This window comes from Mycobacterium marinum (genome assembly GCF_003391395.1).
Lineage (GTDB): Bacteria > Actinomycetota > Actinomycetes > Mycobacteriales > Mycobacteriaceae > Mycobacterium > Mycobacterium marinum.
The window spans coordinates 1,787,911-1,809,645 of the sequence record NZ_CP024190.1; the positions used below are offsets into that span (position 1 = coordinate 1,787,911).

Genomic DNA, 21,735 nt, shown 5'->3' on the forward strand with positions numbered 1-21,735 from the left:
ATTGTTAGCTATCAATTAGTTGGATCACAGAAATGGCTGCCTAGCATCTGCATGCCCATTTAATAGAAACGTTATAAATCGCCCCGGGGAGGTGCACTGGTTTGAACGCAATCGTTACCGTCTGAGGACTGCTTGTGGAACCGGTTGAAAGTTCGGCTAGTGACGAACAAACGTCGTTGCTCAATGTGCAGGCTTCCCGGAGTTGGAATCGGCGACGGAAGTCGTGCCGAGGGAACAATCATCCGGCAAGCTGATTCTTTCTGGCGGAGCTCGACCGCCGACACAGGAAGTGGTCGTGCGCAATGACACGAATCGCGACGAATTCGAGCGTCGAGCCCACCTGCACCGGCTGCGATCGGCAGCCGGGCGGGCGGCCCCGAACGCGCATTGCCTGGACAGCGCACCCGCTGGTCCGGCGCTGTTCCGCCTCAACACATTTCATCAGAGCAGTACTGCCGCACGTCGCGGCAGGGCAATTCCCGGGTCGGGGCGGCCGCAAGGCTGTGCGAGGCGGCCCGCCGCGCCGGCGTTGATATCGGCTGCGATCAGGGCGTCCGGCCACGCCTGGGTGCGGGCATCACCGGCGCCGCCGTAGCCACCGGTCGTGCGCGGCCAAGCTCGCTTCTCGGCGGGCCTCGACGACAAAGACTGCGGCCGCAGACGAAGGGTCCGCGGCGTCAAAACCCAACTCTGGAAAGGTTCATCATGTCCATCACCAAGAACGCCCCCCGGGAAGGGGCTGAGGAAGTGGCGGCCACTGCGCTCGGTGTGGCCGCCGCGCGTGCGGCAGAGGCCCGGCGGCAGCGGCCGCTGATCGTCGATCCGTTCGCGCAACTATTCGTCGATGCGGCCGGTCAGGACTTGTGGAGCATGGTGGCCAGTGGCGCGGCGCACGATGAACTTGCCAGTGCCGATCCGGCTTTGGCGGCGGTAATGCAAACCTCGCTGGGGCACATCGCATCGCGCACCAAGTTTTTCGACGAATTCGTTCTTGCAGCGGCTGACGCGGGCATCCGTCAGGTGGTGAGTCTGGGGGCGGGTCTTGACACCCGAGCGTGGCGTCTGAGCTGGCCTGACGCGGTCACCGTGTATGAACTCGACCAGCCCAACGTACTGGAATTCAAGTTGTCTACGTTGCGGGACAACGGCGCAACGCCGGCGGCGAACTACGTCGACGTCCCGGTGGATCTACATCGATGCTGGCCGCGATCGCTGTGTCTGGCCGGATTCGACCCTGCCGCACCGACCGCCTGGCTGGTCGAAGGTCTCCTGCCGTTCCTTTCTGTCGCGGCTCAGGATCTGCTTTTTGGGGACGTCCACAAGCTCAGCGTGCCCGGAAGCTGGCTTGCCGCTGAGGCATTGAGTAGCGAGTTCCTCAAGCCAACGACGGTGGCGCGCCAGCGTGCTCGCATACGGCGGATGCGAGTCACCGCGACCACGCTGGCCGGGCTTTCCAACGTTACCGAGCTGTGGGATCTCGCCGAAGGACGCTCAGACGTCGCCGACTGGCTACGCGGGCGTGGTTGGCACGCTTCTGTGTTGACCGCCGAGCGCCTCCTGGCCCGCTATCACCGCAGCGCACCCGTCGAGCTGGGTGATGCAACACCGCCGAGCCGGTACGTAACCGCTCGGCTTAGCGCGGAAAGCAGCCTCGATGCCTAACTACGTCACCACCATGCCTCACGGCAACCCACCGGGAGCCGTCAGCGCAGTGACTGGCGACGGCAGCGTGGTCGAAATCTACCGCCGAATGCCATCGCTGGGCGAAGTTGAACGCATCCATTGGCTACTCCCGCCGCGCAGTTCGGTGCTGGACCTCGGCGCCGGAACCGGCCGTATCGCCAACGCGCTAACGGCGTTGGGGCATCGGGTCACCGCGGTCGACGACTCGGCCGAGATGCTTGAGCATGTCCGTTGTGCGCGCACGGTTCAGGCGCGAATCGAGGACCTGCGATTGGCCGAGAGATTTGACGCAGTTCTGCTGATATCCAACCTGATCAACTATCCGGACACTCAACTACTCAGGTCGATGTTGGCCTCGGTCACCCACCATCTTGCGCCGGCGGGAAAGGCCATCATCGAGTGGTCGCCACCGTCCTACTTTGCCGAGCGGCCGACGGGCTGGACCGGAACCCATGTCAAGGCGGGAGTGACGATGAGCTTGGCCATCCACTCCAACCGAGGCGGTGTCATCGACGCTGAGTTCGTTGTTGCTGTCGACGACCAGCAATGGTGCCAGCGGCAGACCATGCGGCGAATCACCCTCGCAACGTTGCGCCGTGAACTGGCACGGGCCGGACTGGTCTTGACGACGGCCACTCCCGAATCGACTCGATGGTTGCAGGTCAAAAAGAGGAGTGCTCACCATACAACCCCTCGTTGACATGTTGATCTACCGTCTGGTATAGCTAATACTGCGACTTGATCTACCGATTGGTAGATCAAGTGTGACGCCAGCAGGAAGTTGGAAGTGAGGGCAATAGCGATGGTGTCCAACGATCACAGCGGTGAGCGTGTGGATGGCCGGCGGCTGCGCTACCGGGACCGGCGCGGCGAAATCCTCGACGCGGTCATGGCCCATCTGTTGGAGCACGGGATTAGCGGGATGTCGTTTCGCACTCTTGCGGCAGCGGCAGGCGTGTCGCACATAACGTTGCGCCACCACTTCGGCACAAAGGACGAACTGCTAGTCGAAATCTTTGGTGTGATCGGCGCACGGGTACAGATCCCGGATCACTTTGGTGCTGATGATGTCGAGTCGCTAGTCAGGAAGATGTGGCAGCGATGGACCGAGCCACAGTCTGACCGCAGGTCTCGACTTGTGTTTGAGGCCTACGCGCACGCGGTGCGCAGCCCAGACGAGTACCGCGCGTTCCTGGACCGCGTGGTGACCGGATGGATCGAAATCATCCGCTACCACGCACTGCTAGCCGGGTGCCCCAGCGACGAGGCCGACACCTTTGCCACGCTGTTGCTGGCGCAACTGCGCGGTCTGCAGTTCGACTTTCTCGCCACCGGTGACCGCGTGCGTATCGGTACAGCGCTTGAAAGTGTCATTGATGGCATCCACCATCAGCGCGCCCAATGGGCCAGGGTCGCCAGCCGCTGACATCGGACAGACACGCCATGCACAGCGACCTTGCACTGAACCTGGCTTCGCCCGACAACGCCGGGCGGGCCCTGTCGGCTACGGTCCCGCCGAAACGCCCGGCTCACCGACGCGGGTCAATATCGCTGGCATCGCCAAACATTGACCCGACATCCACCGCTTCGTGGCCATCGGCCGCGCCGGGGTAGATGTCGAAGACATCGAGGCTGCCCTTACAGGTTGGCACCTGTGGGTCCGCCTCGCTGAGAAAACACCCAACCCTGCAGCCACCCGTCGGCGCATTCGCGACGCCGGTCTTGGCTGACAGTTCTCGATTGGATGGTGCCCATCGTGGACCAAAAAACCCTCATACACCCTGGCTCACTCGATTGGGGCCAGTCCAGCAGCAGCACGCCAGCGCGGAGGCTCGATAGGATCGTGGCGACGAGGAAGAGGCACAGCCCCGAACAGGTTGTGCGCAAGTTGGTGACGGCCGATCGGCTGCTGGCTGAGGGGAAGGACACAGCGGCGGTGTGCCGCGAGCTGGGTATCTCGCAGGCGACATATCACCGGTGGCGCAACCAGTTTGGTGGTTTGAAGGCTGACGACGCTAAGCGCCTCAAGAAGCTCGAGCGGGAAAACGCCAAGCTCAAGCGGCTATTGGCAGATGCCGAGCTGGAGAAGATCGCCCTTAAGGAGATCGGGAAGGGAAACTTCTAGGCCCGGAACGTCGGCGGGCGGCCGTTCGTCATCTCCAGCAGGAGCTGGGGGTCAGCGAGCGATTCGCCTGCCGGGTTACCGGGCAGCCCCGTGCGACTCAGAGACACCAGCCCGCAGCCACGACAACCGACCCCGATGCGGCGTTGCGGGCCTGGCTGCGTAGCTACGCGAAGGAGCACCCAGGTCGCGGGTTCCGGCCGGCCTATCGTGACGCCGTCGTTGAAGGCTGGGTGGTCAATCACAAGAAGGTGCAGCGACTCTGGCGCGAGGAAGGCCTGCGGGTGGCGCTGAGTCGGCGCGGCGAGCGCCAGGCCAGCTCGACTTCGCCAAGCGGGATGACAGCCGACAGGCCAAACCGGATATGGGCGGCGGTCTTCCTGTCCGGTGCCACTATCGACGGACGGCCGATCAAGATCATGTCGATTGTCGATGAGCACACCCGCGAATGCTTGGGTGGGCTGATTGTCCGCAGCATCACCGGCGAAGGCCTGATCGCTGTACTCGAGAGACTCGCGGCCAGCCGCGGAACCTACCCGGATGTGGTGCGCTGTCACAATGGACCCGAATTAGCCTGTGCCGCAATGTCCGAATGGGCCACCGAACACGCAGGTCTGCGCTTCATCCCGCCCAGTGAACCTCGGCGCAACAATTACGTGGAGTGGTTCAACTCGCGCATCCGCGACGAATGTCTCAACATCAACAGCTTCTGGTCGCTGAACCAGGCCCGGATGGCCATCAATGACTGGAAACACGACTACAACCATCGCCGTCGCCACGCCGTGCTCGGGCACCTGCCGCCTGCCCGCTACGCCGCCGCGTGCAAGCACCGATGAACGGCTCGGCGCTGGATGCGGCCAATCGCAACGCCAGCGGTGCATCGGGGTATTCGCTAATATCCCTAGCAATCGCGTCGTGCCAGCCCGGGGCGCCCAACACGCGACATCCGAGCAAGGAGGGGCACGCCATGGTGGCGAAAGCCGTAGCGCTGATGGTCCTTGCGGTCGGATTGGCCGCGCCGGCCGCTGCAGACTCCACCGACGATGCATTCCTGACTAACCTCAACACCTCCGGCATGGATTTCGGATCCCCAGACAAGGCAATCCAAGTCGCGAAAACCATCGTGTGCGGCTCGCTGCACGACAATCCCAATGCCAGCAACGCGGACCTGATCGCCAAGGTGACCAAGGCCACCGACTGGCCGGCGCTCGACGCTGCCTACTTCACCGGAGCCGCAATTCAGGCCTATTGCCCACAGTACGGCTCGCTGACTCCGCCAAGTCTGCCCAGCAAAGTCCCCACCGCCCCCAGTGCACCTCCCGCACCCCCATCCACCTCAGTGGTGCAGACCGCGTAACCGCGATAGTTGGTGACCGACTCAACGGTCCCGGCGGCACGCTGTCCTCTTCCAATGATCGTCCACGAGTTCGGGTTGATGACTGATTCCCCGACTGGACTAGCGACTATGGGACAGGGATCGGCGGGATGAAACCAAACGCCCAGTTGATGAGGGAGTTCACCCAATTGATCCCGTAATTGATCCACGAGTTGATCCAACCAAGTGACGGGATGAAACTGAGCGCCCAATTGATTACCGAGTTCACCAATTGGATCCCCCAGTTGATCCACGAGACCGCCCAGTCAATTGCCCAGTTCACCACGTCGAACGCCCAATTGATGAGCTCGTTGATGATGGGCGGAAGCGGCGGGAGTGGGGGTACGGGGATCGCCGCGGCCGAGGCCGCTGCCGCCGAGGCCGACATCAGTGCAGCGTTGGTGGCTTCACTGGCCGCAAAGGCGGACCCAGCCCCACCCAAGGCCTGCACAAACCGGGAGTGAAATGCCGCCGCTTCACCGCAGAGGTGCTGGAAACCTTGTCCGTGCTCCGCGAACAGCGACGCCACCGCCGCCGACACTTCGTCACCGGCTGCGGCCGCTATCCCAGTGGTGGGCGGCGCCGCCGCCGCATTGGCCGCACCCAACGCAGTGCCGATGTTTTCCAATTGTCCGGCCGCCTGGTTCAAACATTCCGGCACCACCATCACCAACGACATATTCGATCCCCATTTCATCGCCACCGATTCCCAGGTGCCGCCGACCGTATCAGCGTCGCCGCAATTCGGGGGCCGAATTCCGCAGATGGTGACGTGCCCGGTCAGTCGTCCACGGCGCCGGCGAAGAAGCGGAGTTGGCCGCGGACGCGGTGGGATCCGGATGCCAGCGACGGGGCAATAGCGGCCGACGGTTGTCCGGCCGACTTGTCTCCCGACGACAAGGCCGCATCAAGAGTTTCGTCACCTGACAACGTCGACGCACACTCGTCGTCTCGGCAATTCTTATTGCGACCGCGCGGAGGGCATGCGTCGCGATTTCGCTACCTCCGCAACGGAGTCAAGATCCCACCAGCCTGTAGGAGGCACCAATGAATTCCCGCGTCACCGATACGCACCGCGCGGTCTTGGCAGCGCTGGCGGACACCGTCGTGCCATCGTTGGATCGCTCCGATGACCCAACCCGGTTCTGGTCGCTGGGCGGCAGTGACCTGCACGCGGATGTCGCGGTCGGATTCACCCTCGCGGAACTTCCCGAGCAACAGCGCGCGGGCATGCTCGCATTGCTCGACGGGCTGCATGCGCAGGGATTCGTCGCCGCCTCGCAATCGGCGCGCGAGCGGCTCATCGGTGACTTTGCGCAGCTGGGTCCGCAGCCGGCGGCGGCGATGAACGCGCTGGTATCGCTGACCCTTGCGGTCGCCTACGCGGGGCCCGATCCGCAGACCGCTAGCAACCCCATGTGGGAAGGTTTCGGTTACCCGGGCGCGCCGCGTATCGAGCCGGGCGGCGACGAGGCCCCCGTGCCGTTTGTTCCCGACGGTCCCGAGCTCAGCGCCGATGTCTGTGTGGTCGGGTCGGGGGCCGGGGGCGGTCTGATCGCGGGCGTGCTGGCGCAGGCCGGGCTCGATGTCGTGGTGCTCGAGGCGGGTGGGAACTTCAATGAGCCCGACTTCAGCGGGCTCGAGTTACCCGCCTTCCAGCAGATGTTCTGGCGCGGCGGCCCCACCCCGACGGCCGATTTCAACGTCACCCTGCTGGCCGGGGCGACGCTCGGCGGCGGCCCGACGATCAACTGGTCGAACTGCTTGCGCACCCCGGCGCAAGTGCGCGAACAATGGGCGCAGGAGTTTGGCCTCAAAGATGTGGACGGACCCGAGTTCGACCGCCACCTGGACGCGGTATGGGAGCGCCTCGGGGTCAACCCGGATTGCTCGGACCTCAACGGCCCCCACGAACGCATGCGTGACGGCGCCCAAGAGCTGGGCTGGTCCTTCAAAACCCTGTTCCGCAACGCGGATCCGGCCGCGTATTCACCGGACACCGCGGGCTACATCGGCTTGGGTGACCGCTCCGGAGCCAAGCTCGATGTGCGTCGCACCTACCTGCGCGACGCGGTGCACAGCGGCGCCCGGGTAATCGCACGCTGTCGCGCCGAGCGGGTGCTGACGCGGGACGGACGTGCCACCGGGGTGCAGGCCAGTTTCGTGGACCCGCGCACTGGGGCGAGTGTGCCGTTGCAGGTCAATGCGGCGCGCGTGGTCGCCGCATGCGGCTCGCTCGAGTCTCCGGCGCTGCTGCTGCGCTCGGGTATCGGCGGTCCGGCGGTCGGCCGGTATCTGCACCTGCATCCGGTGGTCGCCATGCTCGCGCTACACGACCAGCCGCAGCAGCCGTGGTGGGGCGGCCCGATGACCGCACTGGTCGACGAGTTCGCCGATATCGAAGACGGCTACGGCTTCCTGATCGAAGGTGCCCAATGGGCGACATCGATCATTGCCGGCGGCATGGCGCGTGCGACCTTCGAGGAGCACAAGGAAACGATGGCGCGGCTGGGGAACGCGGCCTGGTTGATCGGGCTGGCCCGCGACCGCGGGCACGGGACCGTCACGATCGACGACGCCGGGGAGGCGGTGGTTCACTACGATCTGACCGACGAACTCGACGTGCGCATCGCGCACCAGTCGATCGAAGCTCAGATCCGCATCCATGCCGCGGGTGGGGCCCGGGAGATCGTGCCGTTTGCCGCAACCGGCGCCCGCTGGCGCGCCGGCGACGACCTCGAGGCGTTCATCGCCGAGATGCAGCGAATCCCGCTTGGCGCGGGCGGGCATCGGCTGTTCTCCGCCCACCAGATGAGCAGCTGCCGGATGGGTTCGGATCCGGCCACCTCGGTTGCGAACGAGTGGGGCGAGCTGCACGACACGCCCGGGGTCTTCATCGGTGACGCGAGCGCACTGCCGAGTGCCAGCGGTGCCAATCCGATGATCTCAACAATGGCTCTGGCACATCGCACCGCGGAAGCCATCGCGGCGATCGCCGTGCCCGGCGGGGGCAACGCCTGACGTGGACAACCACGGCAGTTCTGGGCTGACCGACATCAGCCCAGAACTGCGGCCCCGTACCAATGGCAAAGCAGGAGTGCGACTTCAACGTCGAGGCGGTCATCGGTGAGCGGCCGGCCCCGACGCTTGATCGCGCGCTGCACTCGATACTTGACGGAGTTGTGATGCAGGTGAAGCTCCTCGGCGGCCGCTTTGAAGCTCGATCCGTTGCGCAGGAACGCGCGCAGTGTCTCCCGTAGCCGCTCGTCGCTATCGGTTTGAGAGGCCAGCGGGCCGAGTATCTGGCCGACCCAGGCCGCCGCGTCCTCGATGTTGCGGCCGAGTAGACCCGCCATGGAGAGTCCGGGATCGCCGGCGGCGGTGACCCGATGCGCATTGGAGCCCAGCACGATTGCCACCGAACGAGCGTCCCGCGCCTGCCGGTGCGAGCGGCGGAAGCCGGCTACATGTGGCAGGGGATCGCCAACCGCGATCCACGGGATGTCGGTTCGCTCCCGGGCGAATTCGCGGATCTCTGTCACCGCGTTTCGCGCGGTGTCGGTCGTCAACGGGACCCATGCCCATCCGGTCAGTCGGTCCACCGGGATGAACAACGGGCTCGCACTCGCACCAACCGACTGTCCGAATTGGCGGATAACCCGTTGCATGATCGCGAGTTCGTTGCCGAGGTCGGGCCCGTCGAACCACATCACGGTGGCCAGGTGGATGAGGTTGAGTGGATAGCGAATCTCGGTCGTCATGGCATCGACGTCGAGCTGGGCTCCGTCGAGTACTTCACGTACTCGCAACGCGCGCAGACTGTTTCGGTTCTCGGTCCAACGGTCGTGCTCGCTCTGATAGGTATTCACCACTTCTTGGGTGATGTGGTCGACGTAGCCGAAGGTGACCTGCTCGATGCGGCCGAATACGTCCAGGCTCAGACCCGGGTCCAGCTTCAAGGCGCGGACTTCTCCGCGCGCGACGTCGAGTACCGCCTTGTGCGCCAGCCGATAGGAGCGCACCAGCGAGTTCACCGACACCTCGCGTTGTGCCAGGCGCCGCGCGTGCTCGAGTGCGGCTGTTGGCGGCTCGACGTTTTCGATTCGGATCCCGTGGCGGATGGCGGAGAAAACCGTCTCGATATTCGCCCTGATGCTGTCATGCAACAGTCGCGTCAGCAACGTGTCCTCACGCAGTTCGCCGACTTCGCTGACCACCTCGGCTTCGACCGAGTCGACAAGCGAAGTCATCAGGTCACCCAGCCGCGTGACGATTTCGACCGCCCAGGTGTCGACGGAGTCTTGCTGGCGGTCTGCTGCCATGCCCAGACTCTATGACGCGGAGGCGGGCCGGCGAAGTGATTCGCGGGTTCGCCCGGCGCGAAGAGGTTTGTTCTCGCGAGACAAAGACTGCCTGCGGAGTTGGTTGCCTGGCGACCTCGTTTCCGAGTTCCGGGAGCCGTAATTTTGGTGACGTCGGATTCCGTTCCACCCCAGCGCGCAGCCATGGTCCGGGCGATCCGTTCAGTCAATGACAGTCAGGGCAGCTGATGCCATCCGTCGAGCGCTCGCTCGGCGTGAAACGCGTAAGGAGGAACATTCATGACGACCGCGACCGTCACCCTCATCAATACCAGGCAAGCGCCCCAGGGGCGGCTGGAGAAATTCATGGCACGTCGCATTGCCGGGGCGATGTCCGCCGCGGCCCCCAACCAGCAGTTCATGCGATACGTACAGAATCCGATCTGGAATTTCCTGTGTGACAACTACTTTCGGGTGGAGATCGATGGCTGGCATCGCATCCCTGACGAACCGTCGTTGCTGATCGGCATCCATTCGGGCGGCTCGCTGACAATGGACGCGTGGACGCTGGTGCATTCCTGGTATCGGCGGTTCGAGGGACGGCGGATCTTGAACGGCACCGCCCACGACGTGTTGATGGCCGCGCCGCTGCTGGGCGACTATTTCAAGGCCCTCGGGGTGATTCCGGCGTCCCGTAAGGGGGTCACCGATGCCCTGGCGGCGGGCCACGACGTGGTCGTCTGGCCGGGAGGCGAGCAGGATGCGATGCGCAACTGGCGCCAGCGGGACAAGGCGATCTTGGCCGGCCGCAAGGGATTTGTGCGCCAGGCGATCCGTTCCGGTGTGCCGATTGTGCCGGTGGCCACGGTCGGTGGCCACGACACCGTGTTTGTGCTGTCCGAGGGCCGGTTCATTGCTCGCTGGACGGGTCTGGGTAAGCGGCTGCGCGGCGCGACGATACCGATCATCGCGGGCTTCCCGTTCCCGCTGGCCGTCGAGATCCTGCCCGCACATCTGCCGTTGCCGGCCAAGATCCGCACCGAGTTCCTCGATCCGGTTTACGTCGACACCGACCCGGCGCGCGCCGACGACACCGAGTACGTGGACAAGATCTACCGGGAAGTACAAAGCGCGATCCAGGACGGGATGGACCGGCTGGCCAAGCGCCGCAGCTTCCCGGTGTTCGGGTGAGCTGCGATGCACCAGCTCACCAGTCTTGACGCGCAGTTTCTCGCCGCTGAAGACGGTCGCACGCACGGCCACGTCAGCGCGTTGGGCATCTACGATCCTTCGACCGCGCCCGGGGCGAGGCTTACCCTCGAGGCTGTGCGCGACCTCGTCGCGACGCGGATCGACTCACTGGCGCCGTTTCGGTGGCGATTGGCGCCTGTGCCGCTGAACCTCGACCACCCCTATTGGTTCGACGATCCGGTCTTCGATCTCGAGTTTCACATCCGTGAGCTGGCATTGCCCGGGCCGGGTGACGACCGCCAGCTCGCCGAGCAGGTGGCGCGTCTGCACTCGCGCCCGCTGGACCGCGGGCGTCCACTGTGGGAGCTCTATCTCATCCAGGGCTTGTCCGGGGGGCGAGTCGCGATCATGACCAAGATCCACCACGCCGCCGTCGACGGGGTATCGGGCGGCGAGTTGCTCAGCGTGTTGTTGGATCCCGACCCGAACCCCCGCACACTCGAGCGCCTCGAACCGGCGCAGCGCCCTCCTCGGCGCGGCGACCCGGTTCCGGGTCAAGTGGGGCTACTGCTGCGCGGTCTGCTCGGTTTGGCCCGGCAGCCACTGCGCGCGCTCGCCGCGACACCGCGCACGCTGCCACATCTGGACCAAGTGCCCACCGTGCGGATGCTGCCCGGGGTGCGGGCGCTGGCGGCAGGCAGCGCTCTGCTGACCGGCGCGCGGCGCCGCGACGGCGGTGTGCTGGAGCGGACTAACCTGCGGGCACCTCGAACACGATTCAACCGGCGCATCGGTCCGCACCGCCGGTTCGCGTTCGCCTCGGTGCCGGTGGCCGATGTCAAGGCGGTCAAGAACGCGATGGGCGTCACCGTCAACGATGTCGTGCTCGCATTGAGCGCCGGGGTATTGCGGCGGCGGCTGGCCGCCGCCGGCGATCTGCCGACCGAGCCGTTGCTGGCCATGGTCCCGGTGTCGGTGCGTACCCCCGAGCAAGCCGGGACCTTCGGTAACCGCGTCTCGACGATGATCGTGCCGCTGCCCACCGACGAACCCGACCCTCGGCGGCGAGTCGCGCGGGTCAATGACGTCATGCGCTCGGCCAAGCAGCGTCACCGGGCCATCCCGGCCACGCTGATGCAAGACGCCAACCAATTCATTCCACCGGCATTGCTGGCGCGGGCATCCCGGGTTGTCGGCCAGCTGTCGGTCAGCGACCCACTGGCGCCGCCGGTCAACGTCGTGGTTTCCAACGTTCCGGGCTCACCGACGCCGTTGTATCTGGCCGGCGCCCGGCTGCAAGCCCAATTCCCGGTGTCGATCGTCATCGACGGCGTCGGGGTCAACCTCACGGTGTTGAGCTACCGCGACTCACTCGACATCGGCGTGATCGCCGATCGTGACCTCGTCGAGGACGCGTGGCCATTCATCGAAGACATCAAGGCGGAGTTGGCGCAGCTGTGTGCTCTGGTGATTCCGCGCCCAAAGCGCAAGACTCGAACTCGCACCGCGAGAACGCAACCCAAGGAGGATCCGAAGTGACCAGTCTGGCCGGCAACCTGATCGAGGGCGCTCGCCGCCACCCGAACCGAATCGCGTTGCGTCTCGACGAGATCGAAATACCTTACGGCGCACTTGATGCCGCCAGTGCGCGGCTCGCCGGCCTGCTGATCCAGCGCGGATTGCGCCCCGGCGACCGGGTGGGTGTCATGCTGCCCAACGTCCCCTACTTCGCGGTTGCCTACTATGGCGTGCTGCGTGCGGGCGGGGTGGTGGTGCCGATGAACGTGTTGCTCAAGGAGCGGGAAACCAGCTTTTATCTCACTGACTCCGAAGCCAAGGCGATCATCGCCTGGCACGAGTTTGCTCCCGCAGCGCAAGCGGGTGCCGATGAGGCTGGCGCCGAGTGCATCTTGGTCAAGCCGGGCGAATTCGAGGAACTCATCCAAGCGGCCGAGCCGCTCGAAGAGGCGGCCGTGCGCGAGGACGACGACACCGCGGTGATCCTCTACACCTCGGGCACCACCGGAAAGCCCAAGGGCGCCGAGCTCACCCACGCCAACCTGCGCCGCAACGTCGAGGTCATCGTGCAGATGCTGCAGGTGGGGTCCGATGATGTGATCCTGGGCGCCCTGCCCCTGTTCCACGCGTTCGGGCAGACCGCCGGGCTCAACGCCGCAGTCGCCGCCGGCGCATGCCTGACCCTGATCCCGCGCTTCTCGCCGGAGAAGGCGTTGCAGATTATCGAGCGAGACCGGGTCACTGTTTTTGAGGGCGTGCCCACCATGTTCGCCGCGATGCTGCACAGCACCGAGCGCCCGGACACCGGATCGTTGCGGCTGTGCGTGTCCGGTGGGGCCGCGATGCCGGTCGAAGTGATGCGCGGCTTCGAGGAGGCCTTCGGCACCATGGTGCTCGAGGGGTACGGCCTGAGCGAAACCTCGCCGACGGCGTCGTTCAACCATCCCGATCGGGAGCGCAAGCCGGGGTCGATCGGCACGCCGATCGCCGGGGTCCAGATGAAACTTCTCGAAGTCGACACGCACGGCATCGGCGAGATCGCCATCCGCGGGCACAACGTGATGAAGGGCTACTGGAACCGGCCCGATGCCACCGCGGCCGCGATCGACGCCGAGGGCTGGTTTCGCACCGGGGATCTGGCGCGCATCGATGAGGACGGCTACTACTTCATCGTGGACCGGTCCAAGGACATGATCATCCGGGGCGGCTACAACGTCTACCCGCGCGAGATCGAGGAGGTGCTCTACGAGCATCCCGAGGTCCGCGAGGCGGCGGTGGTCGCCGTTCCCGACGACATGCTCGGGGAGGAGGTGGGCGCCGCGATTGCGCTGATACCGGGCGCCACCTCAGACGCCGCAGCGCTTTCGGACTTCGTCAAGGAACGCGTCGCCGCTTACAAATATCCCCGTCGGATCTGGTTCGTCGATGAACTGCCCAAGGGGCCTACCGGCAAGATCCTCAAACGCGACATCACCGTTCCCCAGGCTAGCCCGGCGCAGCAGTGATGACCGGGCGCGCAATGACCCATATCCCGTCCGGGCGCGGCGGCGGCCAAGCCGCTATCGACGCGCCGCGCTGAGATCCTGAGGAGATTGAAATGTCAAGCATCGCAACCGAACCAACAACGCAGAAGGATGATGGCCAGCCCCAGATCCCGGTTGAGAACCCCGCGACCGGTGAGGTCATCGGGCATGTTCCCGACATGAGCGCGGCGCAGATCGCCGAGCTGGCCCGGCGGGGCCGGGCCGCCCAACCGGGCTGGGAGGCGCTGGGCTACGAGGGCAGAGCCGTCGTGCTGAAGCGGATGCAGCGCTGGCTCGTCGACAACGCAGATCAGGTGATCGCGACGATCTGCTCCGAAACCGGCAAGACCTACGAGGACGCGCAGATCGCCGAACTCATATACGGCGCAGCGGCATTCGGGTTCTGGGCAGACAAAGCCCCGCGCTACCTCGCCGACGAGCGGATCCACTCATCGTCGGTATTCGTCAAGGGCAAGCGGCTGGTGCTGCGCTACCGGCCAATGGGGCTCATCGGCGTCATCGGCCCGTGGAACTACCCGCTGACCAACTCCTTCGGTGACTGCATTCCCGCACTCGCGGCCGGAAACAGCGTGATTCTCAAACCTTCGGAGGTCACGCCGCTGACTTCGCTGCTGCTGGCGCAGGGACTGGCCGAATCCGGTTTGCCTGGCGGCGTGTTCGCGGTGGCAACCGGCCGGGGCGGAACCGGTGCGGCCGTCATCGACGAGGTCGACATGATCATGTTCACCGGTTCCACCGCCACCGGGCGCAAGGTCGCGGTTCGCGCCGCCGAGCGCCTGATACCGGCATCGCTCGAGCTCGGTGGCAAGGACCCGATGATCGTGCTCGCCGATGCCGACATCGAGCGGGCAGCCAACCACGCCGCCTACTATTCGATGTTCAACTGCGGTCAAACGTGCATCTCGATCGAGCGCTGCTATGTGGAGGCGCCGGTCTACGACGAGTTCGTCGCGAAGGTCACCGAAAAGGTGCGTGCGATCCGCCAGGGCGTACCCGGCGGCCCCGGCAGCGTCGACGTCGGGTCACTGACCTTCCCACCGCAAGTCGAAACGGTGCAGCGCCACGTCGAGGAAGCGGTTGAACGTGGCGCGAAGGTGCTCACCGGCGGTCATCGCGGCCGGACGAAGGGGTACTGGTATGAACCGACGGTGCTGGTCGACGTCAACCACGACATGGCCTGCATGCGCGAGGAGACCTTCGGGCCGACGTTGCCGATCATGAAGGTCGCCGACGCCGAAGAGGCGATTCGGCTGGCCAACGACTCGGAGTATGGACTGTGCGCCGCGGTGTTCTCCCGCGATCTGGCGCACGCCGAGGCCGTGGCGCGACGCGTCAATTCGGGTGCGGTCACGGTCAACGACGCGCTGTTGAACTACACCGCGCTGGAGCTACCGATGGGCGGAGCCAAGCCGGGCTCCGGGGTTGGCTATCGCCACGGCCCGGGTGGCATCCGCAAGTACTGTCGCCAGCAGGCGCTGCTCATTTCGCGCTTCCACGCGCGTCGCGACGTCCACATGTACCCGTACTCGGCGCGGCGAACCCGGATCCTCGGCCGCCTGGTCGGGCGTCTGTATCGGGGAGTCCGGGGAACCGACAGCTAGGGTGCGTGGATAGGTACTACGGCGTCACGATGTTGAAGTCGGGGTTGGGCCTGTCGAGCACACCGACAAGGGATTGCAGGGCTTGCGGGTCGCCACTGATCTCGACGCCGGGGGAGGTCTGATCCCCGGCTGCCAGGGTGACCAACCTCAGCTTGCCCGCGAGTTTGATCGTGGCATTCGCGGTTGACGCATCGGTGCTGGCCTTGCGGTACACCAATACCCCGTTGCGCAGCGTGAGCCGGTAATTGACTGCCAGGTCGTCGAACGAAACATCAAGTGCCAACGAGAGATCCCACGCCTTCGGGCCGTTCACGCTGATCGCCAGGACGTCGAACATCTGCTCGGGCGTGAGTTGGCCGAGCAACGAGGCCGACGAGGCGGCCTGGGTGGGCGTTCCCATGTTGCCCGCCGCCAACTCGGTGGCTCCGGACAGGAAGAAGTTTCGCCAGGTGGCGCACTCCGCCCCGTAGGCCAACTGCGTCAGGGTGTCCGCGTACAGCTTGCGCGCGCCGGCGTGCTGCTCGTCGGTGAACACAATGTGATCGAGAAGTGTTGCAGCCCAACGGTAGTCGCCGGTGTCGTAGGCCTTCTGAGCCAGTTCGAGGGTGCGGTCGATGCCGCCGATGGCCTCGACGTATCGCGGCCCGATCGCTTCGGGCGGGTGCTGCCAGAGCCGGGCGGGATTGCCGTCGAACCAGCCCATGTAACGCTGGTAGACGGCCTTGACGTTGTGGTTGACCGATCCGTAGTAGCCATGGGTGTGCCAGGCCTTCTCCAGCGCCGGGGGCATCCGGAAGTTTTCCGCGATCTCGATACCGGTGTATCCCTGGTTGAGCAGGCGCAGCGTCTGATCGTGCAGGTAGGCGTATAGATCCCGTTGCAGCGAGAGGAATTCCACGATGCCCTCGCGGCCCCAGGTCGGCCAGTGGTGTGAGGCGAATACGACGTCGGTGCGATCGGCGAAGGTGTCGATGGCCTCGGTTAGGTAGCCCGACCACGCGTGCGGATCGCGCACCAGCGCGCCGCGCAGGGTCAAAAGGTTGTGCAGGTTGTGGGTGGCGTTCTCGGCCATGCACAGCGCCCGGAACTTGGGGAAGTAGAAGTGCATCTCTGCCGGCGCCTCGGTGCCGGGAGCCATCTGGAATTCGATGTCGACACCGTCGATGGTGTGGATCTCGCCGGTGCTGGTGATGTCGATCGTCGGCACGATCAACCCGACTTCACCGAGGGAAGGGGTCTGCCCCAGGCCGCATCCCACCTGACCTTGCGGACCACGCGGCAGGACCGCTCCGTACATGTACGCCGCCCGGCGGGCCATCGCGGTGCCGGCATAGACGTTCTCTTGCACCGCGTGTTCGACGAATCCTTCGGGCGCCAGCACCGCGACCTTGCCGGCATCGACGTCGGCCTGGGTGGTCACCCCGAACACGCCCCCGAAGTGGTCCACGTGGCTGTGGGTATAAATGACGGCGCTCACCGCTCGGTCACCGCGGTGCTCGCGGTACAGGGCCAGCGCGGCCGCCGCCGTCTCGGTGCAGACCAGCGGGTCGATGACGATGACACCGGCGTCGCCTTCGATGAAGCTGATGTTGGACAGGTCCAGTCCGCGCACCTGGTAGATGCCCTCGACCACCTGGTAAAGGCCCTGCTTGGCGCAGAGCTGCGACTGACGCCACAGGCTGGGATGCACCGACGGCGGGGCATCCTCGTCGAGGAAGGAGTAGGAATCGTTATCCCAGACCACCCGGCCGTCGGCGGCGGTCACCACGCACGGTGACAACTTGGCGATGAAACCGCGATCGGCGGCGGTGAAATCCTGCGTGTCGCCAAAAGGGAGCGCGCTGAGGTGATCGCGGTGATTCGAGACGATGAAGGGGCTGGGACTGGTCTGCTCCATGACCCTAATTTGTAGCCGAAGACGCTGCGGTGAACCTATCCGGACTGGGGACGATTGGTGTTCAGTACCGCGGTACGCCAGGCCTGCATCATCGAGCAGAACGACTCCCTGGACAGCCCGTAGGTGTTCGGGAAGGACACCATGTCGCGGCGTTGGCCGCCGGTGCGGTCGGTCTCGACTTCGTCGAAACAGACCCGCGGTATCACATGGCCATGGACGCGAACCGACTTGATCCGGAAGTTCTCGACGGCGCTCCAGCGGAAGTTCTGGGCATCGTGGGCCTTGATGATCCCGAATCCCCGCTTGTCCAGGACCAGTTCGGGCGGGTTGCGCAGGTCGCTGATGGAGAGTGCGAGGGCCAACACGCCCGAGGTTCCGAACACCAACGTCCCGAAGAATGCCTGTGCCGCGCGGGGAAAGTGGGGGTCGGAGTCACCGACTCCGACGAAGACGAACCAAAGGAAGGTAAAGGTAAGCGCCACGCCCACCGCGAGTCCGAGTCGGGTCACCCACCTGGGTTGCTGCATGGTGACCGGGCCGGGAAAAGAATCCAGCGCGGCCTGCGCCCGTGCTGTGGAGTTCGACACGGCAGTCACCTTCCAATGGGTCCTCGTAGTGAGGTCAGACTGCGCCGTCAGGCTTGGTGGATTCTTGGGAAACTGCGGCTCTCGGTAGTTGCTGCCCTATATTTCGCAACGGGTGTGCGGCGACGGGTCGAAGCAGGTCACCGTTCCGTGCGGGCAACGTGGCAAGGCGCGGGTGGCGGTTTTGCGCCAGCCACGCCGGAGCAGCCGGCGGGCCAGATATCGCGCCGCGACCACTCCCTGCTCCTTGTTGTACTGCGGGCCGTCGTGCTCGATTCCGTAGTAGATGTCGTAAACGTCGTAGGCGAGGGCGTCGATTAGTTCCTCCACTTCCGTTGGTGTGCTCATCCCTCCAGGGTTCCCCATGCGGCCAAAGCCGCAACCCCCTGCGCGAAACTCACAACGAACCCGGCATGACGGTGATGCGTACCACCAGCTCGAGCTGGATTTGCGGCCCGGCGCCAGGCGGGCGCCTATTGACGCCCGCCTGTCCCGGTGTCGTTGCCGACCAGTCTGGCGATCGCGTCGGTGAGCGCCGGAGCGTCCAGGGGGGTGTCGCTGATCATGGCGTGCAGGGTGGCCCCGTCGAGAAATATGCTGACGACGCGAGCGGCGCGGGGCCCGATACGCGGCTCCAGCAGCGCGACTAGGCCGTCTGACCACGACTGGGCCAGCGATCGCAATTCGGGCTGATGACTTGCCGCAACGTAGAGCTCGTTGAGGGTGCGGTGCCGCTCAGGGTCGGTCAGGTAGTCGGCGGTGAGCCGGGCCAGGGTCGCCGGAACATCGGTGCTCTCATCGAGGTCGCGCTCCCAATGCTCGAGCCAGTCGGTTGCGCTGGTCGCCACGTGAGCGAGGGCAGCTTCCCTTAGTTCGCCGAGATCGCTGAAGTAGTAGGTGGTCGACCCGACCGGTACGTCGGCTTCGGTGGCAACCCGGCGATGGGTGAGGTCGCCCAGGCCGTGGCGGGCGATCAGCCTCCCGGCCGCCTCGATGATGGTCTGCCTGCGACCCGCGGGGTCTCGAGGGCGACGCTCGACTTCCCGGGTCAATGGGCGCCGGTCAGGTTCAGCGTGAGCACACCGCCGATGATCAGCCCCACTCCGACGACCTTGGTCAGCGACAAGTGTGAGCCGAGGAAGAGCACGGCGATGAGCACGATGGCGCCGGTGCCGATGGCCGACCACAGCGCGTATGCGACGTCGGTTTGCATGCCGCGCGCGATCGACATCGCCAGCATTGCGAAGGAGAAGCCATAGACCGTCAAGCAGATCACCGTGGGCCACAGTCGGGTGAAGCCCTCGGTGCTCCTCAGGAAGCTGGTCGCCATCACCTCCATGGCGATCGCGCCCAGCAACAGTAGGTAAGCCATGAACCCTCCTCGTGTACAAATGTACATGTACAAATGTACACTACAGATCTCGGGGTGTCCCCCGCGGGGGCAGACGGTTTGAGGCCCTGGTCGCGCCGTGTCTTACGGGGGGCAAGTGACGGTCATACGATTACCGTCTTCATCGGCCCATGGTGACCGTCACGAGGTTTGCTCCGACCCGCTTTGGGTGTCGTCGGCGGAAGAAGTGTGTCCGCCTTCGGCACGTTTCCCGTGCCGTTTGTGCAATGCGATCGGGATCATGCATCTAGTGGTTGAATGGCGGGCCTCTTTTGTAGAGGCAGTATTTCGACCAGAATTGTGGTGTCAATCACGGTTCTCCGGCTCGAAAACTTCCCGCCGGGGGAGTGCTGTAGTTCTGTTTGGGTAATTGCCGGCGGGCTCGTTCGGCCAATATTTGTGTTGACTCGGGTTCACCGGTGCGGCGCCGTGTCAACTATCTTGACAAAGTGGAAGCTATGTGGCGGAGCATCGTCGATGGCAATTGGGGGCCGAAAAGCATGTTGCAGCCCTTCGTTTGCGGCAGTGGCCGCATTTGCGTGATGTCGAAGGTTGTTGCGATAATGCAGTAATATCGTTTCCTGGCCACAAAATTAATCAGAAGCGATTGAGTGAGAATCCCCTCGGCAATGAGTCAAGTTGCGGTGGAGGTCCCTTGCCCCGCTTGAGATGGCGGTCCTAGCTCGGAGCAGTGCTGGATTGCTTGGGCTATTTGACTGCCTCTGGCAGAGCGTGACGATGAGGAAGATTGTGGTCTTATATCTGCTGAAGCGACTGTGGCTATCACTTGTCGCGTTGGGTCATGTCATTCGGTCAGCTTGCCGCGCCTGTATCTGGAAGTTCAACGTCTGCGGGGTCGATCCGGCGGCCGCAGTTCGCGACAATGATGACGACACCGAGCGTGGCGCGCTAGGGACTGAACGCCCAAGTAAAGCAGAGGGCTTCGTCGTTTCCCATGATGCGATGCACGATTCGCGGACGGTCGGTGCCGTTCTGATCAGCTCGGGCAAAGTGGGTTGTCCATGCGGCTGATCGCTGAGTTTGGAAGCTTCAATTATCCGAGTCGGCTGTTGATGATCAACCAGCTCGGGATAAATTTGGGCTTCTTCATGTTGATGCCTTATCTGGCAAACTACCTGGGCGGGACCCTCGGCCTGGCTGCGTGGGCGGTAGGCCTGGTAATAGGTGTACGCAACTTCGCCCAGCAGGGCATGTTCTTTGTGGGGGGCTCGCTTGCCGATAGGTTTGGGTACAAGCTGCCGATCGTGGCAGGTTGTTTGACCCAGACCGCCGCCTTTGCGTTGTTGTTGGTCGGGAGGTCGCTGCCGGCCTTACTTGTTGCGGCGGCCGCAACGGGTCTCGCCGTCGCGCTGTTCACTCCCGCTGTGCGCGCCTATCTCGCTACTGATTCCGGCGACCGCAAGGTAGAGGCTTTCGCATTATTCAACGTCTTTTATCAGGCGGGTATCTTGCTCGGGCCTCTGGTGGGCTCAGTATTGCTGGCACTGGATTTCAGGATGGCGGTCCTGGGCGCCGTAGGTGTTTTCGGATCACTGGCGGTTGCGCAATTGGTTTCGCTACCCCCGAGTTCGGCCAATTCTAGTACCGCTAGCGTTAACAAGACCTCGATCGTAGAGGACTGGGCTGCGGTGTTTGGGAACCGGCCGTTTCTGCGATTTGCCGTGGCGATGACTGGTCGCTACATCCTATCGTCCCAGATCTACCTAGCACTTCCGATCCAGGCGGCGCATTTGATGCCTCAACACCAATCGTTGTTGGTGGCAGCAATGTTCGCAATTTCGGGCTTGACCGCGATTAGCGTCCAGCTACGCATGACCGGTTGGTTGAAGTCGCAGCTGGTACCTGGGCGATGCCTGGTTGTTGGCACGACGGTTATCGCAGTGTCGCTGGTACCGCTCGCAGTCGTTCCAAGCGGCGTGATCTTCGGCACCGCGACCGCCGCGACCGCGCTGTTGGTTTCGGCGGTGTTGCTTGCCTCCGCGTCGGCCGTGATATTTCCCTTCGAGATGCGTACCGTCAGCCTGTTGTCAGGTGAGCGACTGGCCGGGACCTACCAAGGCGTATACAGCACCGTAATTGGCGGTGGAGTTCTTGTCGGTAACTTGGGAATCGGATGGCTGATGGACACCACACACCGACTGAATGCCGACAGGATAGCCTGGTGCACAATAATTTTGGTGGGGCTGGTGTCTGCGGCCGCGTTGTTCCGCAGCCAGCAGGTTGAGCGCGCCACGAGCTAGAAACTGCGTGGGGCTTCTCCATGCCTCCAAACGGCGCCCGGGCGCGGGCGGCGGCAACCATAGCTGAGTCGCATCGCGGAGGCCGCATTGATGCCCTGCGAGCGCCAGTGGCGGACTACCCTGCTGGCTGGTGGTTCCGGGGTTCATGACGTTACCGGTCATTACGCGTGGCAAGTCGACAATCCCCGAGGCCGTCAGGGTGTGCGCAACGCTATCGGCGCTTTGGGTCGAGTCCCGTTTCCGAATGAAACCTTCTCGTGCCCTTCAA

20 protein-coding genes are annotated in these 21,735 nt (G+C 64.4%); 12 read left to right on the forward strand and 8 right to left on the reverse strand.

The genetic code is table 11. The annotated features are described in order from the left end of the window. The first annotated feature begins 705 nt into the window (after positions 1–705). The 3 genes from CCUG20998_RS07520 (at position 706) to CCUG20998_RS07530 (ending at position 3,109) form a co-directional block, all read left to right on the forward strand. Positions 706–1,662 carry an SAM-dependent methyltransferase gene (locus tag CCUG20998_RS07520; protein ID WP_020728079.1) on the forward strand — a complete coding sequence of 319 codons (957 nt, stop codon included), beginning with the start codon at positions 706–708 and terminating at the stop codon, positions 1,660–1,662. After that, positions 1,655–2,383, forward strand: coding sequence for a class I SAM-dependent methyltransferase (locus CCUG20998_RS07525; RefSeq protein ID WP_036455291.1), 729 nt, complete (start codon positions 1,655–1,657; stop codon positions 2,381–2,383). Before CCUG20998_RS07520 ends, CCUG20998_RS07525 begins: the two co-directional genes overlap by 8 nt. A gap of 102 nt (positions 2,384–2,485) precedes the next feature. Continuing rightward, entirely contained in the window at positions 2,486–3,109 is a 624-nt protein-coding gene (locus CCUG20998_RS07530) for a TetR/AcrR family transcriptional regulator (protein ID WP_036449670.1), read from the forward strand. Between the two features lie 103 nt (positions 3,110–3,212). On the opposite strand, the gene CCUG20998_RS28900 is transcribed toward CCUG20998_RS07530, so the two are convergent. Continuing rightward, positions 3,213–3,335, reverse strand: a complete 123-nt coding sequence (locus CCUG20998_RS28900; protein ID WP_020728082.1) for a hypothetical protein — start codon at positions 3,333–3,335, stop codon at positions 3,213–3,215. Between the two features lie 188 nt (positions 3,336–3,523). Between CCUG20998_RS28900 and CCUG20998_RS07535 the strand changes: the two genes are divergently transcribed. Next, a protein-coding gene (locus CCUG20998_RS07535) for an IS3 family transposase (protein ID WP_164498314.1) occupies positions 3,524–4,641 on the forward strand; the annotation gives its coding sequence in 2 pieces (ribosomal slippage) (positions 3,524–3,791 and positions 3,791–4,641; 1,119 coding nt in all). A 131-nt stretch (positions 4,642–4,772) separates the two neighbouring features. Beyond that, a complete protein-coding gene (locus CCUG20998_RS07540; RefSeq protein WP_012393434.1) occupies positions 4,773–5,162 on the forward strand; it encodes a DUF732 domain-containing protein in 390 nt (129 codons plus the stop codon). A 106-nt stretch (positions 5,163–5,268) separates the two neighbouring features. On the opposite strand, the gene CCUG20998_RS29060 is transcribed toward CCUG20998_RS07540, so the two are convergent. Next, the gene (locus CCUG20998_RS29060) at positions 5,269–5,859 is read right to left on the reverse strand and encodes a PE family protein (RefSeq protein ID WP_012393435.1); all 591 of its coding nucleotides are present in this window, start codon (positions 5,857–5,859) and stop codon (positions 5,269–5,271) included. A gap of 368 nt (positions 5,860–6,227) precedes the next feature. Here CCUG20998_RS29060 and CCUG20998_RS07550 point away from each other — a divergent pair, with 368 nt between their 5' ends. Beyond that, the gene (locus CCUG20998_RS07550) at positions 6,228–8,201 is read left to right on the forward strand and encodes a GMC family oxidoreductase (protein WP_103654086.1); all 1,974 of its coding nucleotides are present in this window, start codon (positions 6,228–6,230) and stop codon (positions 8,199–8,201) included. 35 nt (positions 8,202–8,236) lie between these two features. On the opposite strand, the gene CCUG20998_RS07555 is transcribed toward CCUG20998_RS07550, so the two are convergent. Continuing rightward, positions 8,237–9,502: a PucR family transcriptional regulator gene (locus CCUG20998_RS07555; RefSeq protein WP_020728088.1), complete on the reverse strand. Its 1,266-nt coding sequence runs from the start codon at positions 9,500–9,502 to the stop codon at positions 8,237–8,239. A 279-nt stretch (positions 9,503–9,781) separates the two neighbouring features. On the opposite strand from CCUG20998_RS07555, the gene CCUG20998_RS07560 reads away from it, so the two are divergent. The 4 genes from CCUG20998_RS07560 (at position 9,782) to CCUG20998_RS07575 (ending at position 15,335) form a co-directional block, all read left to right on the forward strand. Continuing rightward, positions 9,782–10,672, forward strand: a complete 891-nt coding sequence (locus CCUG20998_RS07560) for a lysophospholipid acyltransferase family protein (protein WP_036455296.1) — start codon at positions 9,782–9,784, stop codon at positions 10,670–10,672. Positions 10,673–10,678: 6 nt separating this feature from the next. Further along, positions 10,679–12,211: a WS/DGAT/MGAT family O-acyltransferase gene (locus CCUG20998_RS07565; RefSeq protein WP_020728090.1), complete on the forward strand. Its 1,533-nt coding sequence runs from the start codon at positions 10,679–10,681 to the stop codon at positions 12,209–12,211. Continuing rightward, complete coding sequence (locus CCUG20998_RS07570) at positions 12,208–13,695, forward strand: long-chain-fatty-acid--CoA ligase (protein WP_036455297.1); 1,488 nt, start codon at positions 12,208–12,210, stop codon at positions 13,693–13,695. Before CCUG20998_RS07565 ends, CCUG20998_RS07570 begins: the two co-directional genes overlap by 4 nt. A 92-nt stretch (positions 13,696–13,787) precedes the next feature. Beyond that, entirely contained in the window at positions 13,788–15,335 is a 1,548-nt protein-coding gene (locus tag CCUG20998_RS07575; protein ID WP_020728092.1) for an aldehyde dehydrogenase family protein, read from the forward strand. Positions 15,336–15,351: 16 nt separating this feature from the next. Here CCUG20998_RS07575 and CCUG20998_RS07580 read toward each other — a convergent pair whose 3' ends face one another. From CCUG20998_RS07580 to CCUG20998_RS07600, 5 genes are all read right to left on the reverse strand, one after another. Beyond that, complete coding sequence (locus tag CCUG20998_RS07580; RefSeq protein WP_020728093.1) at positions 15,352–17,232, reverse strand: alkyl/aryl-sulfatase; 1,881 nt, start codon at positions 17,230–17,232, stop codon at positions 15,352–15,354. 35 nt (positions 17,233–17,267) lie between these two features. Beyond that, positions 17,268–17,819, reverse strand: a complete 552-nt coding sequence (locus tag CCUG20998_RS07585; RefSeq protein WP_020728094.1) for a hypothetical protein — start codon at positions 17,817–17,819, stop codon at positions 17,268–17,270. 96 nt (positions 17,820–17,915) lie between these two features. Next, positions 17,916–18,164 carry a hypothetical protein gene (locus tag CCUG20998_RS07590; RefSeq protein ID WP_012393444.1) on the reverse strand — a complete coding sequence of 83 codons (249 nt, stop codon included), beginning with the start codon at positions 18,162–18,164 and terminating at the stop codon, positions 17,916–17,918. A 125-nt stretch (positions 18,165–18,289) separates the two neighbouring features. Continuing rightward, positions 18,290–18,868, reverse strand: coding sequence for a TetR/AcrR family transcriptional regulator (locus CCUG20998_RS07595; protein WP_036455298.1), 579 nt, complete (start codon positions 18,866–18,868; stop codon positions 18,290–18,292). After that, positions 18,865–19,188, reverse strand: a complete 324-nt coding sequence (locus tag CCUG20998_RS07600; protein WP_020724571.1) for a DMT family transporter — start codon at positions 19,186–19,188, stop codon at positions 18,865–18,867. The genes CCUG20998_RS07595 and CCUG20998_RS07600 overlap by 4 nt, the downstream gene beginning before the upstream one ends. A gap of 756 nt (positions 19,189–19,944) precedes the next feature. On the opposite strand from CCUG20998_RS07600, the gene CCUG20998_RS07605 reads away from it, so the two are divergent. Continuing rightward, positions 19,945–20,238 (forward strand): hypothetical protein, encoded by a 294-nt coding sequence (locus CCUG20998_RS07605; RefSeq protein ID WP_036449677.1) that lies wholly within the window; start codon positions 19,945–19,947, stop codon positions 20,236–20,238. Then, on the forward strand, positions 20,229–21,467 hold the full coding sequence (locus CCUG20998_RS07610) for an MFS transporter (RefSeq protein WP_020728096.1): 1,239 nt from the start codon (positions 20,229–20,231) through the stop codon (positions 21,465–21,467). The genes CCUG20998_RS07605 and CCUG20998_RS07610 overlap by 10 nt, the downstream gene beginning before the upstream one ends. Positions 21,468–21,735 lie beyond the last annotated feature (268 nt).

What these genes read in the sequence shown, in the direction of transcription:
- CCUG20998_RS07520 (WP_020728079.1), top strand. Translation starts at nt 706, where the DNA reads ATGTCCATCACCAAGAACGCCCCCCGGGAAGGGGCTGAGGAAGTGGCG.
- CCUG20998_RS07525 (WP_036455291.1), top strand. Translation starts at nt 1,655, where the DNA reads ATGCCTAACTACGTCACCACCATGCCTCACGGCAACCCACCGGGAGCC.
- CCUG20998_RS07530 (WP_036449670.1), top strand. Translation starts at nt 2,486, where the DNA reads ATGGTGTCCAACGATCACAGCGGTGAGCGTGTGGATGGCCGGCGGCTG.
- CCUG20998_RS07540 (WP_012393434.1), top strand. Translation starts at nt 4,773, where the DNA reads ATGGTGGCGAAAGCCGTAGCGCTGATGGTCCTTGCGGTCGGATTGGCC.
- CCUG20998_RS29060 (WP_012393435.1), bottom strand. Translation starts at nt 5,859, where the DNA reads ATGTCGTTGGTGATGGTGGTGCCGGAATGTTTGAACCAGGCGGCCGGA.
- CCUG20998_RS07550 (WP_103654086.1), top strand. Translation starts at nt 6,228, where the DNA reads ATGAATTCCCGCGTCACCGATACGCACCGCGCGGTCTTGGCAGCGCTG.
- CCUG20998_RS07555 (WP_020728088.1), bottom strand. Translation starts at nt 9,502, where the DNA reads ATGGCAGCAGACCGCCAGCAAGACTCCGTCGACACCTGGGCGGTCGAA.
- CCUG20998_RS07560 (WP_036455296.1), top strand. Translation starts at nt 9,782, where the DNA reads ATGACGACCGCGACCGTCACCCTCATCAATACCAGGCAAGCGCCCCAG.
- CCUG20998_RS07565 (WP_020728090.1), top strand. Translation starts at nt 10,679, where the DNA reads ATGCACCAGCTCACCAGTCTTGACGCGCAGTTTCTCGCCGCTGAAGAC.
- CCUG20998_RS07575 (WP_020728092.1), top strand. Translation starts at nt 13,788, where the DNA reads ATGTCAAGCATCGCAACCGAACCAACAACGCAGAAGGATGATGGCCAG.
- CCUG20998_RS07580 (WP_020728093.1), bottom strand. Translation starts at nt 17,232, where the DNA reads ATGGAGCAGACCAGTCCCAGCCCCTTCATCGTCTCGAATCACCGCGAT.
- CCUG20998_RS07590 (WP_012393444.1), bottom strand. Translation starts at nt 18,164, where the DNA reads ATGAGCACACCAACGGAAGTGGAGGAACTAATCGACGCCCTCGCCTAC.
- CCUG20998_RS07600 (WP_020724571.1), bottom strand. Translation starts at nt 19,188, where the DNA reads ATGGCTTACCTACTGTTGCTGGGCGCGATCGCCATGGAGGTGATGGCG.
- CCUG20998_RS07605 (WP_036449677.1), top strand. Translation starts at nt 19,945, where the DNA reads ATGAGGAAGATTGTGGTCTTATATCTGCTGAAGCGACTGTGGCTATCA.
- CCUG20998_RS07610 (WP_020728096.1), top strand. Translation starts at nt 20,229, where the DNA reads ATGCGGCTGATCGCTGAGTTTGGAAGCTTCAATTATCCGAGTCGGCTG.